The 22,689-nt window shown below is 38.8% G+C and carries 17 protein-coding genes and 3 pseudogenes; 8 read left to right on the forward strand and 12 right to left on the reverse strand.

The genetic code is table 11. The annotated features are described in order from the left end of the window. Positions 1-111 precede the first annotated feature (111 nt). The gene (locus FJR08_RS19995; RefSeq protein WP_168634316.1) at positions 112-4,296 is read right to left on the reverse strand and encodes a S8 family serine peptidase; all 4,185 of its coding nucleotides are present in this window, start codon (positions 4,294-4,296) and stop codon (positions 112-114) included. A 446-nt stretch (positions 4,297-4,742) separates the two neighbouring features. Here FJR08_RS19995 and FJR08_RS20000 point away from each other — a divergent pair, with 446 nt between their 5' ends. After that, positions 4,743-5,993 (forward strand): NB-ARC domain-containing protein, encoded by a 1,251-nt coding sequence (locus FJR08_RS20000; RefSeq protein ID WP_168634317.1) that lies wholly within the window; start codon positions 4,743-4,745, stop codon positions 5,991-5,993. A 5-nt stretch (positions 5,994-5,998) separates the two neighbouring features. Here FJR08_RS20000 and FJR08_RS23810 read toward each other — a convergent pair. From FJR08_RS23810 to FJR08_RS23815, 3 genes and pseudogenes are all read right to left on the reverse strand, one after another. Then, positions 5,999-6,160: pseudogene (locus FJR08_RS23810) on the reverse strand (Uma2 family endonuclease); the annotation flags it as partial. 179 nt (positions 6,161-6,339) lie between these two features. Beyond that, positions 6,340-7,443 carry a GTP-binding protein gene (locus FJR08_RS20005; RefSeq protein WP_168634327.1) on the reverse strand — a complete coding sequence of 368 codons (1,104 nt, stop codon included), beginning with the start codon at positions 7,441-7,443 and terminating at the stop codon, positions 6,340-6,342. 210 nt (positions 7,444-7,653) lie between these two features. Next, positions 7,654-7,779: pseudogene (locus FJR08_RS23815) on the reverse strand (Uma2 family endonuclease); the annotation flags it as partial. Positions 7,780-7,928: 149 nt separating this feature from the next. On the opposite strand from FJR08_RS23815, the gene cysS reads away from it, so the two are divergent. The 5 genes from cysS to FJR08_RS20030 all read left to right on the forward strand — a co-directional run bounded on the left by cysS (position 7,929) and on the right by FJR08_RS20030 (position 13,444). Then, positions 7,929-9,371 carry a cysteine--tRNA ligase gene (gene cysS / locus FJR08_RS20010; RefSeq protein WP_168634318.1) on the forward strand — a complete coding sequence of 481 codons (1,443 nt, stop codon included), beginning with the start codon at positions 7,929-7,931 and terminating at the stop codon, positions 9,369-9,371. 36 nt (positions 9,372-9,407) lie between these two features. Further along, positions 9,408-9,773, forward strand: coding sequence for a four helix bundle protein (locus FJR08_RS20015; protein WP_168634319.1), 366 nt, complete (start codon positions 9,408-9,410; stop codon positions 9,771-9,773). Positions 9,774-9,817: 44 nt separating this feature from the next. After that, on the forward strand, positions 9,818-11,254 hold the full coding sequence (locus FJR08_RS20020) for a TldD/PmbA family protein (protein ID WP_168634320.1): 1,437 nt from the start codon (positions 9,818-9,820) through the stop codon (positions 11,252-11,254). A 93-nt stretch (positions 11,255-11,347) separates the two neighbouring features. Continuing rightward, the gene (locus FJR08_RS20025; protein ID WP_168634321.1) at positions 11,348-12,091 is read left to right on the forward strand and encodes a Uma2 family endonuclease; all 744 of its coding nucleotides are present in this window, start codon (positions 11,348-11,350) and stop codon (positions 12,089-12,091) included. 3 nt (positions 12,092-12,094) lie between these two features. Continuing rightward, positions 12,095-13,444 carry a TldD/PmbA family protein gene (locus tag FJR08_RS20030; RefSeq protein ID WP_168634322.1) on the forward strand — a complete coding sequence of 450 codons (1,350 nt, stop codon included), beginning with the start codon at positions 12,095-12,097 and terminating at the stop codon, positions 13,442-13,444. A gap of 149 nt (positions 13,445-13,593) precedes the next feature. Here the strand turns inward: FJR08_RS20030 and FJR08_RS20035 are convergent, their stop codons facing one another. The 3 genes and pseudogenes from FJR08_RS20035 to FJR08_RS20045 form a co-directional block, all read right to left on the reverse strand. Further along, the gene (locus FJR08_RS20035; protein ID WP_015079980.1) at positions 13,594-13,809 is read right to left on the reverse strand and encodes an NAD(P)H-quinone oxidoreductase subunit O; all 216 of its coding nucleotides are present in this window, start codon (positions 13,807-13,809) and stop codon (positions 13,594-13,596) included. 263 nt (positions 13,810-14,072) lie between these two features. After that, positions 14,073-15,056 carry a hypothetical protein gene (locus FJR08_RS20040; protein WP_168634323.1) on the reverse strand — a complete coding sequence of 328 codons (984 nt, stop codon included), beginning with the start codon at positions 15,054-15,056 and terminating at the stop codon, positions 14,073-14,075. A 36-nt stretch (positions 15,057-15,092) separates the two neighbouring features. After that, positions 15,093-15,239 (reverse strand): annotated as a pseudogene (locus FJR08_RS20045) (zinc finger domain-containing protein); the annotation flags it as partial. A 196-nt stretch (positions 15,240-15,435) separates the two neighbouring features. Here FJR08_RS20045 and chlP point away from each other — a divergent pair. Then, positions 15,436-16,656, forward strand: a complete 1,221-nt coding sequence (gene chlP / locus FJR08_RS20050) for a geranylgeranyl reductase (protein ID WP_148764917.1) — start codon at positions 15,436-15,438, stop codon at positions 16,654-16,656. A 77-nt stretch (positions 16,657-16,733) separates the two neighbouring features. Here chlP and FJR08_RS20055 read toward each other — a convergent pair whose 3' ends face one another. The 5 genes from FJR08_RS20055 to rpmI all read right to left on the reverse strand — a co-directional run bounded on the left by FJR08_RS20055 (position 16,734) and on the right by rpmI (position 20,984). Beyond that, positions 16,734-18,716 carry a primary-amine oxidase gene (locus FJR08_RS20055; protein WP_168634324.1) on the reverse strand — a complete coding sequence of 661 codons (1,983 nt, stop codon included), beginning with the start codon at positions 18,714-18,716 and terminating at the stop codon, positions 16,734-16,736. 202 nt (positions 18,717-18,918) lie between these two features. Continuing rightward, entirely contained in the window at positions 18,919-19,443 is a 525-nt protein-coding gene (locus FJR08_RS20060) for a tetratricopeptide repeat protein (RefSeq protein ID WP_168634325.1), read from the reverse strand. A 70-nt stretch (positions 19,444-19,513) separates the two neighbouring features. After that, on the reverse strand, positions 19,514-20,299 hold the full coding sequence (locus tag FJR08_RS20065; protein WP_168634326.1) for a transporter substrate-binding domain-containing protein: 786 nt from the start codon (positions 20,297-20,299) through the stop codon (positions 19,514-19,516). Positions 20,300-20,409: 110 nt separating this feature from the next. Next, complete coding sequence (rplT, locus tag FJR08_RS20070; protein WP_015079973.1) at positions 20,410-20,766, reverse strand: 50S ribosomal protein L20; 357 nt, start codon at positions 20,764-20,766, stop codon at positions 20,410-20,412. A gap of 20 nt (positions 20,767-20,786) precedes the next feature. Next, complete coding sequence (gene rpmI, locus FJR08_RS20075) at positions 20,787-20,984, reverse strand: 50S ribosomal protein L35 (protein ID WP_015079972.1); 198 nt, start codon at positions 20,982-20,984, stop codon at positions 20,787-20,789. Between the two features lie 660 nt (positions 20,985-21,644). Between rpmI and FJR08_RS20080 the strand changes: the two genes are divergently transcribed. Next, a partial coding sequence (locus FJR08_RS20080; protein WP_254435811.1) for a protein kinase occupies positions 21,645-22,689 on the forward strand: 1,045 nt, incomplete at its 3' end.

A 22,689-nucleotide genomic window follows, 5' to 3' on the forward strand; every position in this document is an offset into this window, starting at 1 on the left:
GATAGAAAAATCAACGGAATTATTTTTTGATGTAGAGACGTTTTATGTAACGTCTCTACAAGTCTCTACAAATGTTCTAGATAGCGCATATTTAATTTCGGTCGTTGTCTCCTAAACAAGCAAGCTGAAATCACTAACACTGAGGGTGATATCAGGATTACCTAAACGGGCAAACTCAAATACTGATGTTGCACCCAAAAGATTTCCGTCTTGGTTATAAAACAAACTACCACTGCTTTGGCTAAAGACAATACGAGCATTACTGGGGTTGACCAAGTGATCATCACCAACAACTGCAAAGTCAGTTAAAGCCTGACCCACCCCATTGATTACAGCATTGAAAGTAGCTTTACTCAGTGCGATTTTGTCTTGTCCTATATCAAACTGAGTGATGTAATCAACACCTAATGCAGTGGTAAAAACACCATTGCCTTTGAACAGATATGTATCATTACCTGATCCTCCGGTGAGAATATCATCACCGAGTCCTCCCCACAAAATGTCATCTCCTCCTAGTCCTTGCAGTTGGTCATTGCCACCACCGCCATTTAACGTATTATTCAGGGCATTACCCGTGAGACGGTCATTTCCTGTGCCACCTATAGCGTTTTCAATCACATTGTTGGCAGAGAGAATGAGTTTAAGGTTGCTATTAACTGTTTGCGATGTGGTGACACCCAAATTAAGCTTCACAGCACCAGTAGTACCACTAAAGTCAATAGTATCAATACCCCCGGTTGTTGTTTCGATAATGGTATCTGTTCCCAAGCCACTTTTAGCAACAAAGACATAGGTATCGTTTCCATTTAGACCTGCAAGAGTGTTATTGGCACTATTACCAGTGAGAACGTTATTGCCAGCATTACCTGTACCGTTAATTGCGGCTGTTCCTGTGAGAGTGAGGTTTTCTACGTTGTCTGGCAAGGTTGTGGTAACAGAGGCTGTGAGGGTATCGGTTATGGTTGTTACAGTCTTGCTTATACCCAAATTAGCATTGGTGGGAGAGGAAAGGGAGAGGGTAAAAGTCTCATTTGCTTCGTTCAGGGAATCATTGAGAATGGGAATATTGATGACCTGACTAGTAACACCAGGGTTAAAGGTTAGAGTTCCGTTGGTGCTGGTATAGTCTGAGCCTGCTGTAGCCGTACCGTTAGTAGTGGCATATTGGACGGTAATGGTTTGAGGGCTGGCGCTGGAAAGAGTAGCGGTATAACCAACGGTTTGCGGACTGGTGAAACCTTCAACAATGGTTTGATTGGCACTGAGGTTAATACTGCGGAAATCATTATCAGCAATATTGACTGTGGCACTAGCTGATGTACCGACAGTGTAGCCTGTCCCTGATGTGACGGTGAGGATGGCAGTTTCTGGTCCTTCTACCAAGGTGTCATCAGTGACGTTCAGGTTGACTAAGGCTGTGCTAGAATTTGCGGCAAAGGTAACAGTATTAGGAATGTTTGTGTAATCTGTACCATTGGTGGCTGTTCCGGTCAGTCCGACGTTAACTGTTAAGCTACTGGTGGTAGAACCTGTGCGGGTTAAGGTGTATTGTCCGGGATTTGGTGTTGTTCCTAGTAGGGTTTCAGCAGCACTTGCATCTGTGGCAGCAACGGTGATTACAGGTAAGGTACTTCCACCATCACCATAGATTTTGACATCATCAACGTTCCAAGAACTTACTGTAAATACACCAGAGCTACCAACATTGAACCCGAAACGAATTTGAGTGGAGGCACTCTTGTAAGCACTAATATTAAATTGTTGAGGGGTCCAAGCGTTATCTTGAACACCTGGACTTCCACCTGAACTCCAGAGATTGACCCAGCTAGAACCGTTGAAGATATCAACTGTGTTCTGCATATAGGGAGTGTAGTCACTATTCAGCCAACGAGCATATTCAAAGAACAGCTTATTAGCGGTGCTGGTGTTAATTACAGGACTGGTTAGGTAGTAATAGCTATGTAGTGAAGTAGAAGCATTTCCACCAATCACTACTCCGGCTACACCATTATCGGCAGTAGGAGTATTGTCCGTTCCAGGATCAGGGTTGCCATAAATCTGACCCGTAGAAGTCTTGGCCGCACCGATTTGCCATTCTGTCCCCAGAGTCCAACCCTTCGTGTTATTAGCAAAATCATCGGAGAAGTAAGTAGTAAATCCTTCCTCAGAAATAATAGTTCCCGTTGCTGTATTAGGAGAACCACCAATGTAGCCTGTCCCAGAATTGACAGTTAAAATAACTGATTCGTTATTTTCCTGTACCGTATCAGCAATCGGATCAACCGCAACCGTTGCTGTTGTGGCATTAGCAGCAAAGGTGACAGTTCCCAGTTTCGTCGTCGGATTAAAGGTAACACTGCCATTGGTGATAACACTATAATCTGCTGGGTCGCTTCCCACCGGGGCGGCGTTTGCTATGCCACTCGCCCCGAAGTTAACGGTCAGGGGAGAACTTAGGTTTAAATTGGTGCGAGTAAAGGTATAAACCAAGTTAGTCGCACCGTCTTCTTGAACAGTGGCAGGACTGACACTGACAGTTACAGAAGGTAAGTTAGCTGCTGCCAAAGCATTATAGACATTTAGCCGTTTACCGGATACCGTTTTCCCTGCTAGGGCAGCAATTGGGTCACCGGTGTTCATCAAGGTATTTTTAACCTGTTGTGCGGTCCAAGTCGGATTTTGAGACCAGACTAAAGCCGCAGCCCCGGCAACGTGGGGACTGGCCATTGATGTGCCAGAATAGGTGGAATAAGTGTTGTTAGGTGTGGTGCTGTAAATGTCTGAACCTGGCGCTCCTAAATCAACACTGGTTAAACCATAGTTGGAAAAGGAAGAGAGGGAATCGGTGCGAGTCGTGGACGCAACAGAGATAATATTAGCTAGGTTGTAGGCAGCGGGATACATGGGACTGGTATCTGCGTTTTGTCCACTATTACCAGCCGCCGCAATAAATAAAGCCCCAGCTTGACCTGCTGCATTAATGGCATCGTAGAGAGATTGAGTATACGGACCGCCACCCCAGGAGTTGTTGGTTATTTTCACGCCCTTGGCTGTGGCATAGTTAATTGCTAAAATGGCGGCGGAGAGAGTGCCTGAACCACTATCGTTCAAAAACTTCAGAGGCATAATCTTGGCATTCCAGGCCACCCCGGTTACACCAACGCCGTTATTACCTTTACCAGCAATAGTTCCAGAAACGTGGGTGCCATGTCCGTGCACATCACTGGGGTTGTTGTCATTATAGGCAAAGTCCCAGCCGCGAATGTCATCAATATATCCGTTATTATCGTTATCAATGCCATCGCCGGCGATTTCTCCTGGATTAGTCCAAATATTGCCTACTAGATCAGGGTGGTTATAATCAACTCCTGTATCAATCACTCCTATGACCAGGTTGGGATTGCCTTTTTGGATATCCCAGGCTTCAGGAGCATCAATATCTGCATCAGGAGTACCGCCATTTTGACCTGTGTTATGTAATCCCCATAGTTGAGGAAAGCTTGGGTCATTGGGGAATGTGGCTGCTGTGGTGACAATATAATCTGGCTCGATGTACTCGAACAAGGGACTATTTCTGTATGTAGCGAGGGCAGTTTCTACAGAGGTTTTTCCAGATAATGTCCATATTTGAGCGCCTGTGAGATCAATAGTTTTTGTGCTAACTACTCCCAGGGTGCTTTTAATCTCATTGGCTTGAGTGATATCGGGTTGTCGCTTCAATTTGACAATCAGTTTATCAGAGGCATAGGCTGGTTGCGGAGTTCGATATTTTCCTACGGTATCTTGACTATTTCCGTTCGAGGTGATGGATGGAATTTCTAGCGCTGGAGATGCCTCAATCAATCCAGTAGTGTATTCTAATACCCAGTCTCCACCTGATGCCGTATTCCCAGTCAAGTCATCAGATGCAGCTACATCTGCCCCGGTCAACTGACTAATTTGCTGGACAAAAGTTTTACCTGCTGAACCCTGAGCAACATTGGAAGCATACAACAGAATGTCTGCTGTGACGGTGAGAGATTGACCCCACTGCTGCAATTGTGATGTGTAATTGCTGAGGTTTGCGGAGTTGAGGACAGTTGAACCAAGTGACAAACTGCCTTCTGACCCTTGAGAAATAATCTGAAGGCTATCAATGTTTGTCAGTCCTGATAAATTCTGAGTAATTTGCTGAATACCGTCTTGGTTGGCACTGAGAAGAAACAACAGTGTACCAGGTTTAACGCTATCAACTATATTTCTATAGTCTGCAACGTTGGGATCAACGAAGACAACGGATTTGGTAGATTCTGCCATAACTATAACTCTGAACCCTGTATATTTTTAGATTCCTTACTTTTTTAATCTACTCCACAAATGACCGGGTTCTGTACCGGAAAATACTAAGTTATGACTGACTTAGATAATTTTTATGACTGTTTTGAGAAATACACACATAGCGCAAACCCAAGATGTTTGCATAAGCTAATCAATTATTTTAGGTAAAGCTTGCCAATTTGCCATCCTCTTCTCTGTCCCCTACAGATGGAACATTCCTACAAAGGTTTTAAATTACGCATACTTGATTATTGTATAAAATAACAAAATTTACTAGGTTAAAACCTTTGTCATCTATCTAAAGATAGATTGTAATGACTAATTAATTTTGAGAAAATTAAAGCCATAATTTCTGCAAATTTAGTAAAATACCGAATAAAGACTTGATTTTTTAGATTTTCAATCTTCATATTTTGAAATTACTTATGCCCAGGTCACTGAGAATTCATCATAACTATATTAATGAGATTAAGTCAAAAATTATACAAAAAGGCTATCGGACTCAAAGAGCTTTAGCTAATGATGCAGGATTATGCTTAACTACAGTTAGCAACTTCCTGAATGGTAAACCCGTTGATTGTGCAACCTTTGAAGAACTATGTCGGAGATTAAGTCTAGATTGGCAAGAAATCAGTATTTCAAATACAGAAGTAATATCTACTCCTCTATATTCATACGCAAAAATACGTAAAAAACAAACAAAGATATCAAATCAAGACTGGGGAACAGCGATTGATATTTCAGCATTTTATGGCCGCAGCCAAGAACTGACACAACTAGAATCATGGATTTTGGAGGATGGCTGTCACTTAGTAGGATTATTTGGTATGGATGGAGTTGGGAAAACAACCTTAGCTACTCAACTGACAAAACAAATTCAGGATCAGTTTGATTACGTTTTTTGGCGTTCAGTGCCAACAGTCCCATCTTTTGATAGTATGATCACCGAGATGCTTTCCTTTATTTCCCATCGTCGGGAAAGTACACCCAATATCAATCAGCTGATCCATTATCTGTATGAACACCGATGTCTCATTATCTGGGATAATCTAGATACGGTTTTGGATGTTGATTATATCAAATATATTCAGTTAATCCGGATCATTGCAGACACGAAACATCAAAGCAATTTAATTTTTACCAGTCGAGACAAACCTGTTCAACTCACTGAATTGGAGGGGTGGTCATTATCAGTCCGTTCTTTGAGGTTGACTGGTTCATCAGAAATAGCTTTTTCTCTGCTACAATCAAGGCGACTATTGGGAACGGATCAACATAAGTATGAATTATCCCATTCTTATGGTCATAATCCCTTGAAAATTAAAGTTGTTATTAATATTATTATTGACTTATTTGATGGTAATATTGAAGAGTTCCTCAAACAAAATACATTATTAGTCAGTAATTATATAAACAGCTTACTAGAACAGCAGTTAAATCCCCTCTCGGTTCTAGAATGGCAAATTATGTACTGTCTGGCCACTGACCAGCGATTAATAAACCTGACGGATTTGGCGCAAAATAAAAATATATTACCTAATGTTTCTATATCCCAACTTTTACAAGCAATAGAGAGGCTATATTCACGATCTTTAATAGAGAGAGAAGCGGGTATGTACAGTTTGCAATCTGTTCTCAGGGAGTATGTCATGGAACAATTTATTCATAAATTATGATTTTATTATATATAAGCTTTAAAAATCTGATTTGCAGTAAGATCTAATTCAGGAAAAGTTTGGGAAATAATCCGTTCATGATCTCGAAACTTGCTAATTTGATATTCTTCATCAATTAAATTACAAACAGAGATTGTCGGTTGTTTAGGATTACCAATAAAATTCTTTATACAGCACTTTCCGGTGTTATGAGGTACATATCCAGCGGGCAAGATGCCCGCACTACAAGAGTTTTATAATTTAAGTTTGTACCTCATTAGAGCGAAATCTGCTGTATTATAGCATTGACAAAAAACAAGAACCCCGACTTCTTGAAGAAGTCGGGGTTCTGGATATTATTTAATTATTACTTCCCAAATCCTTTACCTCTACTAATAGAAGGAAGACAAATACAGTTTTCTAACTGCTGAAGTAAGGTTTCGGTATCCAGATTTTGACCAATTAACACTAACTGATTTTTCTTTTCACCTTTCCATTGATCATCATCAATAGTGAAGCGTTTACCGCAAAGATGGAAAATATGACGTTGGGGACTTTCATCAAACCACATAATTCCCTTAGCACGGAAGACATTTGTGGGTAATTGGTTATCTAAGAAATGTTGAAACTTTCTAATCGAAAAAGGTTTATCACTTTGGAAAGAAATAGAGATAAAACCATCATTTTCTAAGTGGTCAGAATGATGATGATGTTGATGATCATGGTGGTCATGGCCACAGGTAGAATGATCATGATCATCGTGATGTTCATGTCCACAATCATCATGATCATGATGTTCTTCTGCGTGGTCATCAAAATATTTATCAGATTCAAACAAACCAACACTAAGAATTAAAGGTAGGGGAACTTGGGATTTTGTCGTGCGAATAATTCTGGAACCTTCCTTAATATTGTTGATTTTTTTCTCCAATTCCTGCAAAGTGGTTTCATCAACTAAATCAGTTTTATTGAGAATAATGACATCACCATAAGTAATTTGACTCAAAGCCGCTTCAGAATTGAATAAATCTAAGCTATAATTTGCCGCATCAACTACAGTAATAATAGAATCCAACCGAGTTAAATCTCGCAATTCTGAACCCAGAAATGTCATAGCTACGGGTAAAGGGTCTGCTAAACCAGTTGTTTCTACAACTAGATAATCTAGCTTTTCTTCCCTTTCTAAAACCTTGTAAACAGCATCAACCAAGTCATTATTAATTGTGCAACAAATACAGCCATTACTTAATTCCACCATGTTTTCATCAGTGGAAACAACCAATTCATTATCAATACCAATTTCGCCAAATTCATTCACTAACACAGCAGTTTTTACACCTTGCTGATTTGTGAGAATATGATTGAGTAAAGTCGTCTTACCACTACCAAGGAAACCCGTAATAATTGTTACTGGTAAACCTTGTTTGGTCGCTGCCATTGGGTGAGATTCTGTAGTAACTGATGATGTCATAGTCATAAAGGAGGATTTTGGTGTATTCTAAATTTTATCTTGATTTTGTCCACTCGGCGTTAGAGTAATACCAAATTAAGATGAAGCTGTATAGAATCAGATTTCAAGAATGATTGACCGCAGATAAACGCAGATAAACGCAGATGAAGACGGATGAATTTATGGATTTCATGATTCTGTGCCGTCTCATATAAAATTGGTATAACATATTTACATACCAGCTTGAAAAATCTGGTTAACACTGAGGGTAAGCTCTGGGAAAGTTGGTGATACTATAGTTTGATTTTCTCTAAATTGACTAACTCGATATTCTCCATTGATTAAATGATAGATTGAATCATACTTTACCTCCAGGTGTTGACAAGATTACGAAGTATTACTAACAATAATCATAGCCAATTATTAGCTACTAAAATTTTCATTTACGCCATTGTCATCAACTTGCGTTATCATTGTTTATCGTCAGATTGCCTTATTCCTCTATTATGACCCTATCTATTTACAATACCCTCACCCGTCGTCAAGAACAATTTACCACCGTTGAACCTGGCAAAGTTAAGATGTATTATTGCGGCGTGACGGTTTATGATTACTGCCATTTGGGTCATGCTAGAGCTTGTATTGTTTGGGATGTAGTGCGTCGTTATCTGCAATTTATCGGTTATAATGTCCGCTATATCCAAAATTTTACGGATATTGATGATAAAATTCTCAAACGCGCCAGAGAAGAAGGTTCTTCCATGGAAGTTGTCGCCGAAAAATATATTCAAGCATATTTTGAAGATATGTCGCGGTTGGGAATTAAAGAAGCTGATGAATATCCCCGCGCTACACATACAATGAATGGTATTCAGAGATTAATTCACGATTTAGAACATAAAGGTTTTGCGTATCCGTCTCACGGTGATGTGTATTATGCAGTCCAGAATTTTGCCGAATATGGCAAACTTTCGGGACGGAAATTAGAAGATATGCAAGCCGGTGCAAGTGAACGGGTAAACGTCGAAGACCCAGAATATCAAAAGAAGCGATACCCCTTTGATTTTGCCCTGTGGAAGTCTGCAAAACCCGGTGAACCCGCGTGGGAGTCTCCTTGGGGAAAAGGTCGCCCCGGATGGCATATAGAATGCTCGGCCATGGTACGCGATCGCTTGGGTGATACCATAGATATTCATGCTGGTGGTGCTGACTTAATTTTCCCCCACCATGAAAACGAAATTGCTCAATCGGAAGCCGTTACCGGCAAACCTTTAGCCAATTATTGGTTACACAACGGCATGGTCAAAGTAGATGGGGAAAAAATGTCCAAATCCTTGGGTAATTTTATCACCATTCGTCAATTATTAGATCGGGGTGTAGATCCAATGGCCGTGCGTTTATTTGTGATGATGGCACAATATCGTAAACCCATAGATTTTACCGATGATGCTATATTAGCAGCAACCAACGGCTGGCATACTATCAAAGAAGGTTTATTATTTGGACATCAACATGGTAAAAAACTAGAGTGGGATGAATCTAACCAAATCCAAAATTCCGAGATTGAGAGATTTCAAGAAGCCGTTAATGATGATTTTAATTTTCCTGGTGGTTTAGTAATAATTTTTGAATTAGCCAAAGAGCTAAATCGGGAAGGGAATATTATTGTACATCAAGGAAAAACAGCAACCCCAGCTAACGAACTACTGCAAAAATGGCAAACCCTAATTACATTAGCAGAAGTTTTAGGTTTAACCGCCAAACCAGAAACAGAAAATCCTGTCAATGATGGTTTAAGTGATGTTTATATTGAAGAACTAATTCAACAAAGACAAACAGCAAGAAAAACCAAAAACTTCGCCGAATCAGATCGCATTCGTGATGAACTTTTAACAAAAGGCATCACCTTAATAGATAGCAAAGAAGGAACACGCTGGCATAGAGGGTAAATTAAAAATTAAGAATTAAAAATTAAAAAGGAGGAGATGAGCAACTACAAAGCAATCACTGATAGAACATTTGAGTTTGCTGTACGCATTGTTAAGCTTTGTAAGGTGTTAGATGAAAGTTTAGGAGTGGCACGCACAATATCAAAACAATTGCTGAGGTCTGGAACATCTATTGGAGCAAATGTTGATGAATCACAAGCAGCGGAAAGTACAGCAGATTTTATTCACAAATTAAAAATTGCTTTAAAAGAAGCAAGGGAAACTAGATATTGGCTAAAACTACTAATTGCATCTGAGTTAATTCCTGAACATAGGTTAGTACCTATATTTGGTGAAATTAATGAATTAATCAAGATCATTGCTGCTATCATTATCAAAACACAGCAAAATAACCAAAAATGAATTCAGAACTCTGAATTTTTAATTCTCAATTTTTAATTAACACAATGTGGAAACAATTAACAACCGCAATTTCTCATTTAAACATCCCCGCTGACTGGGTAGGAATTAGAGCCGTAAAAACAACTTCAACCCATCATTCCGTGCGTGATGGTTTACCCCAAAGCAATGGTAAATCATTGGATATGGGAGCAATGATAGAAGTCATAGTTGATGGTTGTTTAGGTTATGCAGCCACTAACTCCTTAGATATTTCCAGCTTACAAAACGCTGCGGAAATCGCCTATAAACAAGCATTAGCAGCTAGTAAATGGTGGATATATCCCCTGAGTGAAAATACCCGTCCTCAAGTAGTTGGTGAATATAACTCACCATTTTTAGAACCATTTAACGCTTTTAGTCCTGGAGAAATCAACAACTTACTAATTCGGATTTGTCAGCAACTCAAAATTAACGATAAAATCATTCAAACTACAGCCACCGTCGGTACAGATCAAAAAGAAACTTGGTTTGTGAGTAGTAATGGTTCCGAAATATATCAGAATATTCTATCTCTTAGTCATCATTTTGGAGCGATCGCTCAAGATGGCACAATCGTCCAACAACGCAGCAATAACGGCGCTCATGCAAACTCTTATCAAGGAGGTTGGGAACTGTTCAAACACGATAATTTATGGCATCAAGTTCAAAAAGTTGGTGAACAGGCATTAGAATTATTAACAGCGGAAGAATGTCCAAATACCCGCACTAATTTAGTTTTAGCACCAGACCAAATGATGCTACAAATTCACGAAAGTATCGGACATCCTTTAGAAATTGACCGCATTTTAGGAGATGAACGCAACTATGCTGGAGGTAGTTTTGTTACCAAAGATGATTTTGGTAAATTAGAATATGGTTCACCACTGATGAATATCACCTTTGATCCTACAGTACCATGTGAATTTGCCAGTTATAGTTTTGATGATACTGGTGCAGCAGCAACCAAAGAATATGTGATTAAAAAAGGCATTTTACAACGGGGTTTAGGCAGTTTAGAAAGTCAAGCCAGAGCAGATTTACCCGGTGTTGCTTGTGCGCGTGCTTGTTCCTGGAATCGTCCCCCAATTGATAGAATGGCTAACTTGAATTTAGAACCAGGAAACGCCACCTTTGAGGAAATTATCTCAGGAATAGAACATGGGATTTACATGGAATCTAACCGTTCTTGGTCAATAGATGATCAACGTTATAAATTTCAATTTGGTTGTGAATATGCCAAATTAATTGAAAACGGTAAACTTACTAAAACCCTTCGTAATCCTAACTATCGTGCCACTACGCCAGAATTTTGGCATAGTTTAATTAAAGTTGGTAATGATACTAATTGGCAAATATATGGTACACCTTTCTGCGGTAAAGGAGAACCAAATCAAGCAATTTCTGTAGGTCATGGTTCACCAGTTTGTGAATTTGCAAATGTGGAGGTTTTTGGTGGTGGTTAATGAATTATGTTTCGCGCAAAGAGGCAAAGGAGCAAAGGCGCAAAGTTTAATTAATGCTACAATGAACAAGTAACTACTTGATGCCATATCAATATGATCATTGCTCAAGAATTAGAACTTCAACAAGACATCTCCGCAGATGTCATCTTTCCTCCTAGTGATTTATATAGTGATGAACCTTCCGTGGAAACAGAACTACATCTAGAGCAGATTATGCTCTTAATTAAATGTCTCAAATGGTTGTGGAAAGATAGATATGATTTCTATGCTGCGGGAAATCTTAGTATTTACTATAGTCCTAACCAGAAAAAATCAGAATATTTCCGAGGTCCTGATTTCTTTGTGGTCTTGGAAACTGAACGCAAAACCCGCAAAAGCTGGATAGTGTGGGAAGAAGATGGTAAATATCCTAATTTCATTTTAGAAATTCTTTCACCCAGTACAGCTAATACTGATAGAGAATATAAAAAGGAACTTTATCAAAATACTTTCCGCACACCGGATTATTTTTGGTTTGACCCTTATACATTAGAATTTGCAGGTTTTCATTTAGTTGATAATAAATATCAACCTTTAGGACTAAATGAAAAGGGACATTTATGGAGTGAACAGTTAGGTTTATACTTAGGGATTCATCAAGGATTGTTGAGGTATTTTACTCCAGCAGGAGAGTTAGTACCTACACCAGAAGAAACCGCAGAAGCTGAAATTAAAAAAACAGCAATACAAACTCAAAGAGCAGAAATAGAATCCCAAAGAGCAGAACGGGAAGCTAGAAAAGCAGAACGTTTAGCAGCAAAATTGCGAGAATTAAATATTGATCCAGATACAATTTAAAAAATGAAACCAGAAGAATTATCAACGCTAGAAAAAACTTTTAATCAACTTGTGGAAACCCTGCTGATTAAAAACGCAGAAAATGAACATTTTACTGTGCGACTTAGCAGCGAAAGTAGTCAATTTACCCGCTTTAATTCTGCCAAAGTTAGACAAACAGGTTATGTTCATGATGGTTCGATTCAACTAACCTTAATGGCCAATCAACGCAGTAGTTTTCGTCAGTTTCCTTTGACTGGAAATTGGGATATAGATTGGGAATTATCATCCACAGCTTTACAAGAATTACGTGATGAATTACCATTATTACCAATTGATCCTTATTTAGTTTTACCATCAGGAAATCATAGCAGTCGAGAAATTAATACTGGTAAATTACTAACTCCAGAAATATTAGTTCCTAGTATTCTCGAAACTGTGACTAATTTAGATTTTACGGGGATGTATGCTGGGGGAATTGTCATCAGAGGTTATGGTGATTCTAGCGGACAAAAACACTGGTTTGTGACTGATTCCTTTAATTTAGATTATTCCTTATTTATGGCATCAGGACAAGCTGTAAAAGGAACTTTTGCCGGCAGTGAATGGAATGAAGCTGCTTATTTAGCTAAAATAAATGATGGGAAACAGCAGCTAGAAATGCTATCTCGTCCAGTTAAAGAATTACCAAAAGGACAATATAAAACCTATTTTGCTCCCGCTGCGGTGGCTGATTTATTGGGTATGCTTTCCTGGGGTGCTATCAGTGAAGCTAGTATTCAACAAGGTAATAGTGCTTTAGCTGCTTTATCACGTCAAGAAAAACAACTTTCTTCAAAATTCACCTTAAAAGAAAATTTTCAAGGTGGTTTAGTTCCCAGATTTAATAATTTAGGAGAAATGGCTGCACCCGAATTAACTTTAATTGAAAAAGGGATTTTAATTAATAGCTTAGTTAATTCTCGCACAGCGAAAGAATATCATAAACCCGCTAATGGTGCGAATGGTTCAGAAACCTTACGTTCTCCCGAAATTAATCCTGGTAATTTGGCATTTGAGAAGATTTTACCCAGTTTAGATACAGGGTTATATGTTTCTAATTTACATTATTTAAACTGGAGCGATCGCCCATCTGGGAGAATTACAGGGATGACTCGTTATGCTTGCTTTTGGGTAGAAAATGGCGAAATTATTGCCCCCATTGCTAACCTACGCTTTGATGAAAGTCTCTATCGTTTTTGGAGTGCAGAAAATCTCATTGATTTAACAAACTTCCAGGAATTTATTCCCGAAGTCGGAACTTACGAAAGCCGACAATTAGGAGGAAGTTTAGTTCCTGGTATGTTGGTGAAAAATTTCACCTATACATTATAAATCTTATCAACCTTAGATTCCCAACCGCAATACATATTAGGGAGGGAATTGGGGCTGAATCTTGATTCTACCACTTGTTGGGTAGTTCCACGCTGCCCTTAGGGTCAGGCGTGGGGCTTCTGTCGGTTAAGCTAAAGCACAATTACCAATTAAACAAACTCTTCCAACTGTTCTAACTTTAACCAAATATTTGGCGTTGGCACTTGTCCAAACTTCACCAAAGCATAATCACCCTTAATATCGACAATTTCCCCCTTAGTTTCAAACAAGTAACTAGGAAAGCGGGAATCACTAGCTTTAGCTTCTAGACTATTTTCCAACTTTTCCCGAATAGCCCGCACCATATTGCCTTTTTTAACAGCCATAAATTCCCCTCGTTCCAAAATAAACGCTTTTACTCAAAATTTTATCTTGTACCCAGACACAAAGGTAATTTCTTTCCTCAAAAAACATAACCGCCTACCTTGGTAGTAAGCGGTTTCAGAAAATTAATATTTAGTTTAAGATAGTTCTTCCTTATCAAGCTCATGATAACAAATCCCAAAGCAATTGTCAACCCCCCAATTCTCTATTTTCGCGCTTTGATTTATTTGTAAATTCTGCGGGGGGTTGCTGATTTTCGCCTCAATTATTGTGCAAATCTAGCTAATAACTCCTCACGAGATAATTGTAGAAGCAAAGGAGTAAATTCTTCTCTATTCATGGCAATTAGAGGGTTGATAATTGTTTGTAGCTGAGAATCAACCTGTCCAAACCGGACTTGCATGATACTTTCAATCATAGCGCGTCGTTCCCTTTCTACACCTTCTTGTCGTCCTTCTTGTCGTCCTTCTTGTCGTCCTTCTTGTCGTCCTTCTTGTCGTCCCTCTTGAAGTCCCTCTTGAAGTCCTTGTTTTTTGAGTGCTTCTAATTGTTGTTGATACATTTCCGATAATTTCATAATCAACTCCTGATCATCTTTATCAATATCGTGTTCTTGTCGTTGACGTGCAGATAACACAGCAATTAGGTTATGTACCAATTGTATGACATCCGCAAGGAAGGGACTATTATTTGCCAGTGCTTCTAATTCTTCAACCGCTTGTCGTTGTACTTTCCCTTTCCCTAAAATTCTCAGAAATAGGGTTTCTGGTGTGTTGGGGAGTTGGTGAATCGCAATAATTACGGTTTTTAAGCCTTCTCCCAAAAAATAAATCCCTTTTCCCCAGTTTTCTTCATCTCCAGTTGTATTAAAACTTGTGAGAAGTTCCGCTGACGCAGTAGGAGAAAAAATCCATAGCCGGGGTAATTCGGCTTCATTTATACGGTTATTATTGCGATTAGATTGACGCTCTATGTCTCCATGGATGTCAAATAATTTACCCATGCAACTGCGAATTTCACTTTTAGTGACAGCATTACGGAATGGTTCAAATATAGCATAATTTCTCACCATCCGTCCCAATATTCCTAGGGCTTCCAGGCTTTGTGTTGGTTGGGGTGAAGGAATAAATACAACGTCAATTTGTCTGACTTCTGCTGTGATATCTTTACTGGTTTCTACTTGACCATAGGGTGTTAATAGTTCAGTTAGATATTGTTTGGCAAATTGATCATGGATAAAGCGAGTCATTTAAGTTGATTTGAAGACAGAAATATGAATTTAACACTAACTTTGAAATTGAGAACAAAAATGACGAGAACGCCCACCTAATTTAATGCGTTGGATAACATTACCACAAACCTTACGAAGTTCGCCAGTGCGGTAAGCTTCACCGCCATAATTACCATTAACGCCTTTAACACTCAATAAATTCATCAACAGAAAATAGTGAAGGTATTGTTAATTACCATTGATTAATCTCTACTTATAGGATAAGAAATGTGGGGTTTTTATATCGAAATATTAAGGAATATTGCATTTCTATCAAAACATAGAGCTATAGAAGGAATTCAGCCAAAAGTCCGTGATAGGATACTTTGGGAAAATGTTTATAATTGGGAGAAAACCTTTGACACTACGGGTTGCTGTTGTTGGTTCAGGACCTGCGGGTTCATGCGCTGCTGAAACACTAGCTAAAGCTGGGATTGAAACCTATTTATTTGAGCGGAAGCTAGATTACGCCAAGCCTTGCGGGGGTGCTATTCCCCTCTGTATGGTGAAGGAATTTGACTTACCTCCAGAAATTATTGACCGTCAAGTCCGCAAAATGAAAATGATTTCTCCCTCTAATCGTGAGGTTGATATCAATCTAATAAATCAAGATGAATACATAGGAATGTGCCGCAGAGAAGTGTTGGATGGCTTCTTGCGAGACCGGGCGGAAAAATTAGGGGCAAATTTAATTAACGCCACTGTTCATAAAGTTGATATTCCTGCCGGCAAGTCTGACCCCTATACAATCCACTACGTTGACCATACAGGAGAAGGAGCGCAGGGCGTTACTAAAACCCTGAAAGTGGATTTAATCGTTGGTGCGGACGGGGCAAATTCCCGCATTGCTAAGGATATGGGTGCTGGGGATTACAATTATGCGATCGCTTTCCAAGAACGTATTCGTCTTCCCCAAGACAAAATGGCCTATTACAATGAACTCGCCGAAATGTACGTTGGCGATGATGTTTCTACCGACTTCTACGCTTGGGTATTCCCCAAATATGATCACGTAGCGGTAGGTACTGGCACAATGCACATCAACAAAGCCAGAATCAAACAATTCCAAGCTGGTATTCGCGCCCGTGCTTCTGAAAAACTAGCCGGCGGTGAAATCATCAAAATAGAGGCACACCCCATCCCGGAACATCCCCGTCCCCGTCGCGTTGTTGGACGCATAGCCTTGGTAGGAGATGCTGCTGGTTATGTTACCAAGTCTTCTGGTGAAGGTATTTATTTTGCGGCTAAATCTGGCAGAATGTGCGCCGAGGCCATTGTAGAAGCAGCTAACGGCGGTGCGCGGATTCCCACAGAAGCCGACCTCAAAGTATACCTGAAACGTTGGGATAAGAAATACGGACTCACCTACAAAGTATTAGACATTCTCCAAAACGTCTTCTATCGTTCCGATGCTACCCGCGAAGCATTTGTAGAAATGTGTGATGACATGGATGTACAAAAGCTAACTTTTGATAGTTATCTTTATAAAACTGTAGTTCCCGCTAACCCCTTCACCCAATTAAAAATTACTGCCAAAACTCTTGGTAGCTTAATTCGTGGTAACGCCCTTGCGCCCTAAAAGGGGACATGAGAAGCCCAGAAATAAATTTTGGGCTTCTTTTTTTCTGGGTGAATAAATTACATATTATTTTTGTTTCACTCACCCAAATTAATCGCGGGATTCCTCTTAAAAAATCCCCTGGGCATCAATTTAAAACCAACGCGGTGAGTTGGCATTACAGGCCAATCTTCTGGACGGGGAATATGAGTGATTCCCATTGTGTACCAGACAACTAGATCTTCATTATTCACAGATTCATTATCACCAATATATTTTGGTAAACCCTCCCCCAATTGCGTTTGATTGGGATAGTCTCCACCTGCATACATTTCATTGGGTTTATATTTTGTCACCCAAAAATGATGAGTTGCAAAACCTGCTTTTTTCCTAATATTGGCACCTTCTACCGCATACAAAATTGTATTTCCTCCTGGCATTAACATATATGCAGGTGAAACACCTAAATTATTTTGTTTATTTGCACTAGCAATCATCCATTCTCGACTGTGTTGAATATCCATATCACGCACAGCAGATTTTTCGGTTTTTAGTGGAGTATCTTCTACAGTTATGGCATTGCCTAACGGGTTTTTATCACCCATTGGTAACGCTTCTACATTCATTTCCATTACAGAATTAGCTTGTCCATCTATATCTAAATCTAAGCGATAATTGAAAAAATGCTGATGATTTACACCAAAGATATTTTTAGCTAATAATCTGCCAAATGACTTATTTTCAGTTTGTTTTATGCTGGCTGTTCCCTGGACTAAATCAATTCCCGTTAACTCATTCTCTACTTCTAAAGTACCGTCTTGCCTAAATATCCAATTGATACTGTAATCATAGTTATCAACTGTTGCCATCATTTTCATGACTAATTCACGATTACGACGGATATATTTTTGTTGATTTCTGTAATTAAAATGTTTCCACAGGATACCGTTATCTCTTTCATAGATACCAATTAATCCAGGTATGGTAAAAGGTTCTCCTTCAGGATTAGCAAACACTGTATTTAATAAAACTCCATTTTCAGGAATTTCTTTACCTAATTCTAGTTTATTCGCTAATAATCCCAAATTATATTCTCCCACATCAAAGGCATTACGAAATGACCAATTGGGCTGAGGATGACCGTAAGGAACTGCCATTTCTGAAAGACTACCACGATATAAAATTGATCTATCTTTTTCACCATCATTATATTTGACAAGATACAAAACTAAACCTTCGCGGGGGTGCATTAAATAACGAAATTTCCAACCTTGCCAAGTAATTTCATTACCTTTAATTTGGAAACTTGTTCCTTCTGGTTGATTAATATTTAATGTTTTTGGTGGTGCAATTACTTGACTAGAAGCATTAACATCATAATCCCAATTTTCTTGGGAAAGAGGAACTATCCCATTATCAACAAAGCTATCAACTTCACCTTTATTTAAATTAACTGTAACTAAAACGCCTTCTATGGGACGGGCATAAAAATTCCAATGTTTACCTTGATAATAAGATAATGCTCGACAAATTCGATTACCAGATTTTGCTTCTGCTTTATTGAGTATTCCTGCTCCCCAACAACTTATTTCTACATTTTTAAAATCTTTAATTCCCCGTTTTTGCATAGCTATTTGCCAACGTAAATCTGATTTTACGACTTCGTTAGCTATGGCATAATCTGGGTTTAAAATAGCAGGTTGTCCGTGAGGTATTTCTTGCCAGGAAGTGAGATTTTTAGTATTTAAATTAACTGTTCCAGTAAAGGTTTTATTCAGTTCGATTTCATAAACTTGCAAAAAAACCTGGCGGAGAAATGATTTACCAGGTGTAAAATTTAAGACTGCTTTTTTATCGGGTTCTTGTAAGGAAATTATGGGAAAAATTGCGGTTTCACTGAGATTTTTTTGCTCTTTAACTATGGTAACTGCTGTATTAATTTCTTGTTCTGTTAAGGGGTTGAGAGGGTGTGGAATTATCGCTTCTTCAGCTAATACAATGTTAGAAAATCCCCAGCAGATATTAATGAAAATAATAATGCTAATAGTTAGCCTGTAAAAAAGATTTAGCCTCTTAATCATCTTGCACATTTTTCTGAAAAAGTACATTTATTGATTCCTCAACTAAAGATGAGAAACAGTAAGATTAAGAGGATATTTTAACTTTCCTCGTTCCCATACTCTGTATGGGAATGAATTCTAGAAGGCTCTGCCTTTAATAATAGTAGAGGCAGAGCCTCTGTGATAGCATTCCTAGTCAGAGACTGGGAACGAGATAATTTACTTATATAGAAACTAAGCGACGTAAAGATTCAGCCCGACGTTTAGCAACGGGGTTATTAGGTGATAATTTGAGTGTTGCTTCATACATTTCCAAGGCTTGAGCATTCAATTTTTTCTTCTCATAAGCGTGTCCGAGATTATTTAAGGCTGATACATAATCTGGGTTCAATTTAATCGCTTCTTTGTACTGACGAATTGCTAAGTCATATTGCTCTTGAGCAAAGTAAACATATCCCAAACCGTTGTAAATGGGAGCAATAGATTCTTCTCCCTCTTCTTCGGCTGCTTTGAGAGATTTTTGAAATAGGGGTATGGCTTGACTAAATACTTTTTTTTCTGAATAGATACTAGCTAATTCATAATATTCTTGAGCCGTACCTTTTTCTTTAGTTAATTTGTTTTTTAACTTACCTAGAGAGTTTTCAAGTTTGCGGGTTTTGAATACTTGACGAAAAACACTCACACCTGCAAATGCAAGTAAACTAACAAAAATTGACAGATAAATGACGACTAAATTGCTATCCATTTTCTACAAATACAAATTATTAAAATACCCTATCTATTATCAGTTATTAGGTTGTATATTTCTCACTAAATTACGACAATCCCCAATATTCTATCCGTTCTTTTAGCCAACCTGTAACTGTATAACGAGCGATCGCTTCATTCACGTTACGTCTTAACTCATCATACTGCAATCCCTTTGGCATAACTACAGATAATGGTTGTGCTGATAATTTAGTTGTCAATATGTGATATTCAGGATGTACTTGCACCCAACCACTAAGAACGCTGACATCCGCTGCAAAGCCATCTACTTGATTATTTTCTATTTTTTCCCAGCCTTGGGCGTAGGAGTTTACACCGACTAATTCAGCAGATGGTGTAAAATATTTTAAGTATCCAACAGTGCTAGAGTTGTTGAGAACGGCTATTTTCCCTTTGTCTATATCTTTTAATTCTTGAATAGATGTATTTTTTGTAACTATTGCCGCCCCATCATAATAATAAGGAACACTGAAGCTAACAATGCGGGAACGTGACTCTGTGGCTGTGACTCCAGCAATAGCCAAATCAACTTGTTGATTAAATACTAATGGTAAGCGATCGCTATTGGCTACTGGTTGCAATTTCACAGCATCAGCTTTACCCAACAAATCACTGGCCAAATGTTTGGCTAAATCAATCTCTAACCCTTGTAAATTGCCCTTGTCATCCCTAAATCCCAAAGGACGAAGATTATCCTTAACTGCCATATTTAAATAGCCTCGCTGCTGAATTTCCGTCATTGTTGCGGCAGATGCAGTTAAATTTCCACTGAGAAAAGACAGCCAAAAAATCAAAAATAGGGTAGCGGATAATACCAGATGTAACTTATTCATAATCGCTCTGCGTTTTACTCCAATTAAAAATGCCAAAAAGTTTCTTGATTTTTAATTTTCAATTTTCCGAAGTGCCATCTGTTACATCCGTTATTCATCCGTTGCCACCTTTATCCGTTAACCGAGTTAGCGAGTTCCGCAATTTTAGCGAAGCTTGCAGGATCAAGAATTGCCAATTGTGCCAACATTTTGCGGTTTAGTTCCACATTGGCCTTTTTCAAATTACCAATCAAACGGCTATAGCTTAAACCGTGTTGTCTAGAAGCTGCGTTAATCCGTGCTATCCACAGACGGCGAAAATCACGCTTCTTCTTTTTGCGATCGCGGTAAGCACTGCGAAGCGCCTTCATTACTTGTTGGTTAGCGGTTCTAAACAAAGTTGAGTGAGAACCACGGAAACCTTTAGCTAGTTTGAGAATTTTATTGCGGCGTTTACGAGCTACATTACCGCGTTTTACCCGAGTCATATCTTATTACCTGTGATATTTTACAAATATGGAAGCATTAAACGCACGTTAGGTTCGTCTCGTTCATGAACAATTGCCATTTTGGACATATTGCTCTTTTTGCTAGAGGATTTATGCTCTAATAAGTGGTTTTTGAACGGTTTACGGCGGACGATTTTACCGGTACCGGTGACGCGGAATCTCTTCGCCGCAGCCTTGCGAGTCTTTAATTTAGGCATGGTCTGGCTTTAATTCAACACAATCTACTATTATATATGAGAAAAGGCAAATTGTATGCCCCCTTGGCAAGATCGGTAAGGATTCCCAGGACATAGCCATTATATTCATTCAAAATATTTTACCTCAAGACTTGACAAGGCGAAAATTTTAGTTTACACTAATGTTAGGAGTAGAAATCTGTCCGCGCATATATATTAAACTTTTGGATTGTCTGAATCAGGATTTACAGGATTTTAGGACTTACAGGATGTTGGTTTGCGGTGGAGATTTTTGATTTTCAGTTTTTTATATGATTCTTGACATCAAGACTTGACAAGATGCGATAATTGGTTTACACTAATGTTAGGAGTAGAAATCTATCCGCGCATATATAGTAAAATTTTGGATCGTCTGAATCAGGATTTACAGGATTTAAGGATGTACAGGATTGTGATATTATCATTACCTAAACTATCCTGATATGGCTACGCCACGCTTCGCTATCAGACAAATAAAAATATCCAACTTCCCACCAAAAATCATTCAACAACATCCTGTACATCCTTAAATCCTGGACATCCTGATTCAGACAATTAAACGCAGATGAACGCAGATAAACGCGGATGTTATACTGATTATTAATTTCTCTCCCAAATCCTGCAAATCCTAATTCAGACAATATGCAATCCTGGACACCTAACACCCCACTACAGAACGGACAGTATATCATTAAAAAAGTCATCGGTGGCGGTGGCTTTGGTGAAACCTATCTTGCAGAAGATACAGAAGAAAACAGGTTGGTTGTGATCAAAACCCTCAACCGGGAACAACAACAAAAACCAGACTTTACGGAAATACAAAAGAGGTTTAGAAAAGAAGCCTTAGATTTATCAAAATGCTATCATCCCCATATTGTCCAAGTTTACGACAATTTTCCCGAAGATGGACTTTGGGCTATTGTGATGGAACACATTGACGGTGATGATTTAGCAGCTTATGTGGAAAACTACACTGCTGAAAATGGTTACTTGTCAGAAACCGAAGCTTTGCGCTACATTGACCAAATTGGACAAGCTTTAGAATGTGTTCATGAACGGAAACTTTTACACCGAGATGTGAAACCCAATAATATTTTGTTGCGACGGGAAAGCAAGGAAGCAGTATTAATTGATTTTGGGTTAGCGCGAGAGTTTCAACCTGGTAAAATCAGAAGCATGACAGCGAAGAAAACGGAAGGTTATGCACCCATAGAACAATATGAACGGCGTGGAGATTTTGGTTATTATACTGATGTTTATGCTTTAGCTGCGACATTATATAGTTTATTAACGAATAGAGTTCCCATTCCTGCTAATTATCGCGCTGAGGAAGATGTCAAGTTATCACCACCGCAAAAATTTAATCAGAAAATTAGTGATAAGGTAAATGCTGCTATTCTCAAAGGGATGGAGTTAGAACCCCAAAACCGTCCGCAAACTGTGAGGGAGTTTCGGGAATTATTGGGTTTGCTGGTTAAACCTGTTGTGAATATTCCCACACCTCCACCTGTTAATTATGATATTCAACAACCCATTAATGTAGAGCCGATAATCCCTACCCATGGAACGTCTCTACAAACACCACCAAATAACCAAGAGCTACAATTAAAATCAGCAGTAGGAATGGACTACAGAAAACTGCACGACTTACTCAAAGCAGAGAAATGGAAAGAAGCAGATGAGGACA

Source organism: Dolichospermum sp. UHCC 0260, assembly GCF_009711985.1.
Classification (GTDB): domain Bacteria; phylum Cyanobacteriota; class Cyanobacteriia; order Cyanobacteriales; family Nostocaceae; genus Dolichospermum; species Dolichospermum lemmermannii.

Bases quoted from the DNA above. Each gene is read 5' to 3' on its own strand.
- FJR08_RS19995 (WP_168634316.1), bottom strand. From the start codon at position 4,296: ATGGCAGAATCTACCAAATCCGTTGTCTTCGTTGATCCCAACGTTGCA.
- FJR08_RS20000 (WP_168634317.1), top strand. From the start codon at position 4,743: ATGCCCAGGTCACTGAGAATTCATCATAACTATATTAATGAGATTAAG.
- FJR08_RS20005 (WP_168634327.1), bottom strand. From the start codon at position 7,443: ATGACATCATCAGTTACTACAGAATCTCACCCAATGGCAGCGACCAAA.
- cysS (WP_168634318.1), top strand. From the start codon at position 7,929: ATGACCCTATCTATTTACAATACCCTCACCCGTCGTCAAGAACAATTT.
- FJR08_RS20015 (WP_168634319.1), top strand. From the start codon at position 9,408: ATGAGCAACTACAAAGCAATCACTGATAGAACATTTGAGTTTGCTGTA.
- FJR08_RS20020 (WP_168634320.1), top strand. From the start codon at position 9,818: ATGTGGAAACAATTAACAACCGCAATTTCTCATTTAAACATCCCCGCT.
- FJR08_RS20025 (WP_168634321.1), top strand. From the start codon at position 11,348: ATGATCATTGCTCAAGAATTAGAACTTCAACAAGACATCTCCGCAGAT.
- FJR08_RS20030 (WP_168634322.1), top strand. From the start codon at position 12,095: ATGAAACCAGAAGAATTATCAACGCTAGAAAAAACTTTTAATCAACTT.
- FJR08_RS20035 (WP_015079980.1), bottom strand. From the start codon at position 13,809: ATGGCTGTTAAAAAAGGCAATATGGTGCGGGCTATTCGGGAAAAGTTG.
- FJR08_RS20040 (WP_168634323.1), bottom strand. From the start codon at position 15,056: ATGACTCGCTTTATCCATGATCAATTTGCCAAACAATATCTAACTGAA.
- FJR08_RS20055 (WP_168634324.1), bottom strand. From the start codon at position 18,716: ATGATTAAGAGGCTAAATCTTTTTTACAGGCTAACTATTAGCATTATT.
- FJR08_RS20060 (WP_168634325.1), bottom strand. From the start codon at position 19,443: ATGGATAGCAATTTAGTCGTCATTTATCTGTCAATTTTTGTTAGTTTA.
- FJR08_RS20065 (WP_168634326.1), bottom strand. From the start codon at position 20,299: ATGAATAAGTTACATCTGGTATTATCCGCTACCCTATTTTTGATTTTT.
- rplT (WP_015079973.1), bottom strand. From the start codon at position 20,766: ATGACTCGGGTAAAACGCGGTAATGTAGCTCGTAAACGCCGCAATAAA.
- rpmI (WP_015079972.1), bottom strand. From the start codon at position 20,984: ATGCCTAAATTAAAGACTCGCAAGGCTGCGGCGAAGAGATTCCGCGTC.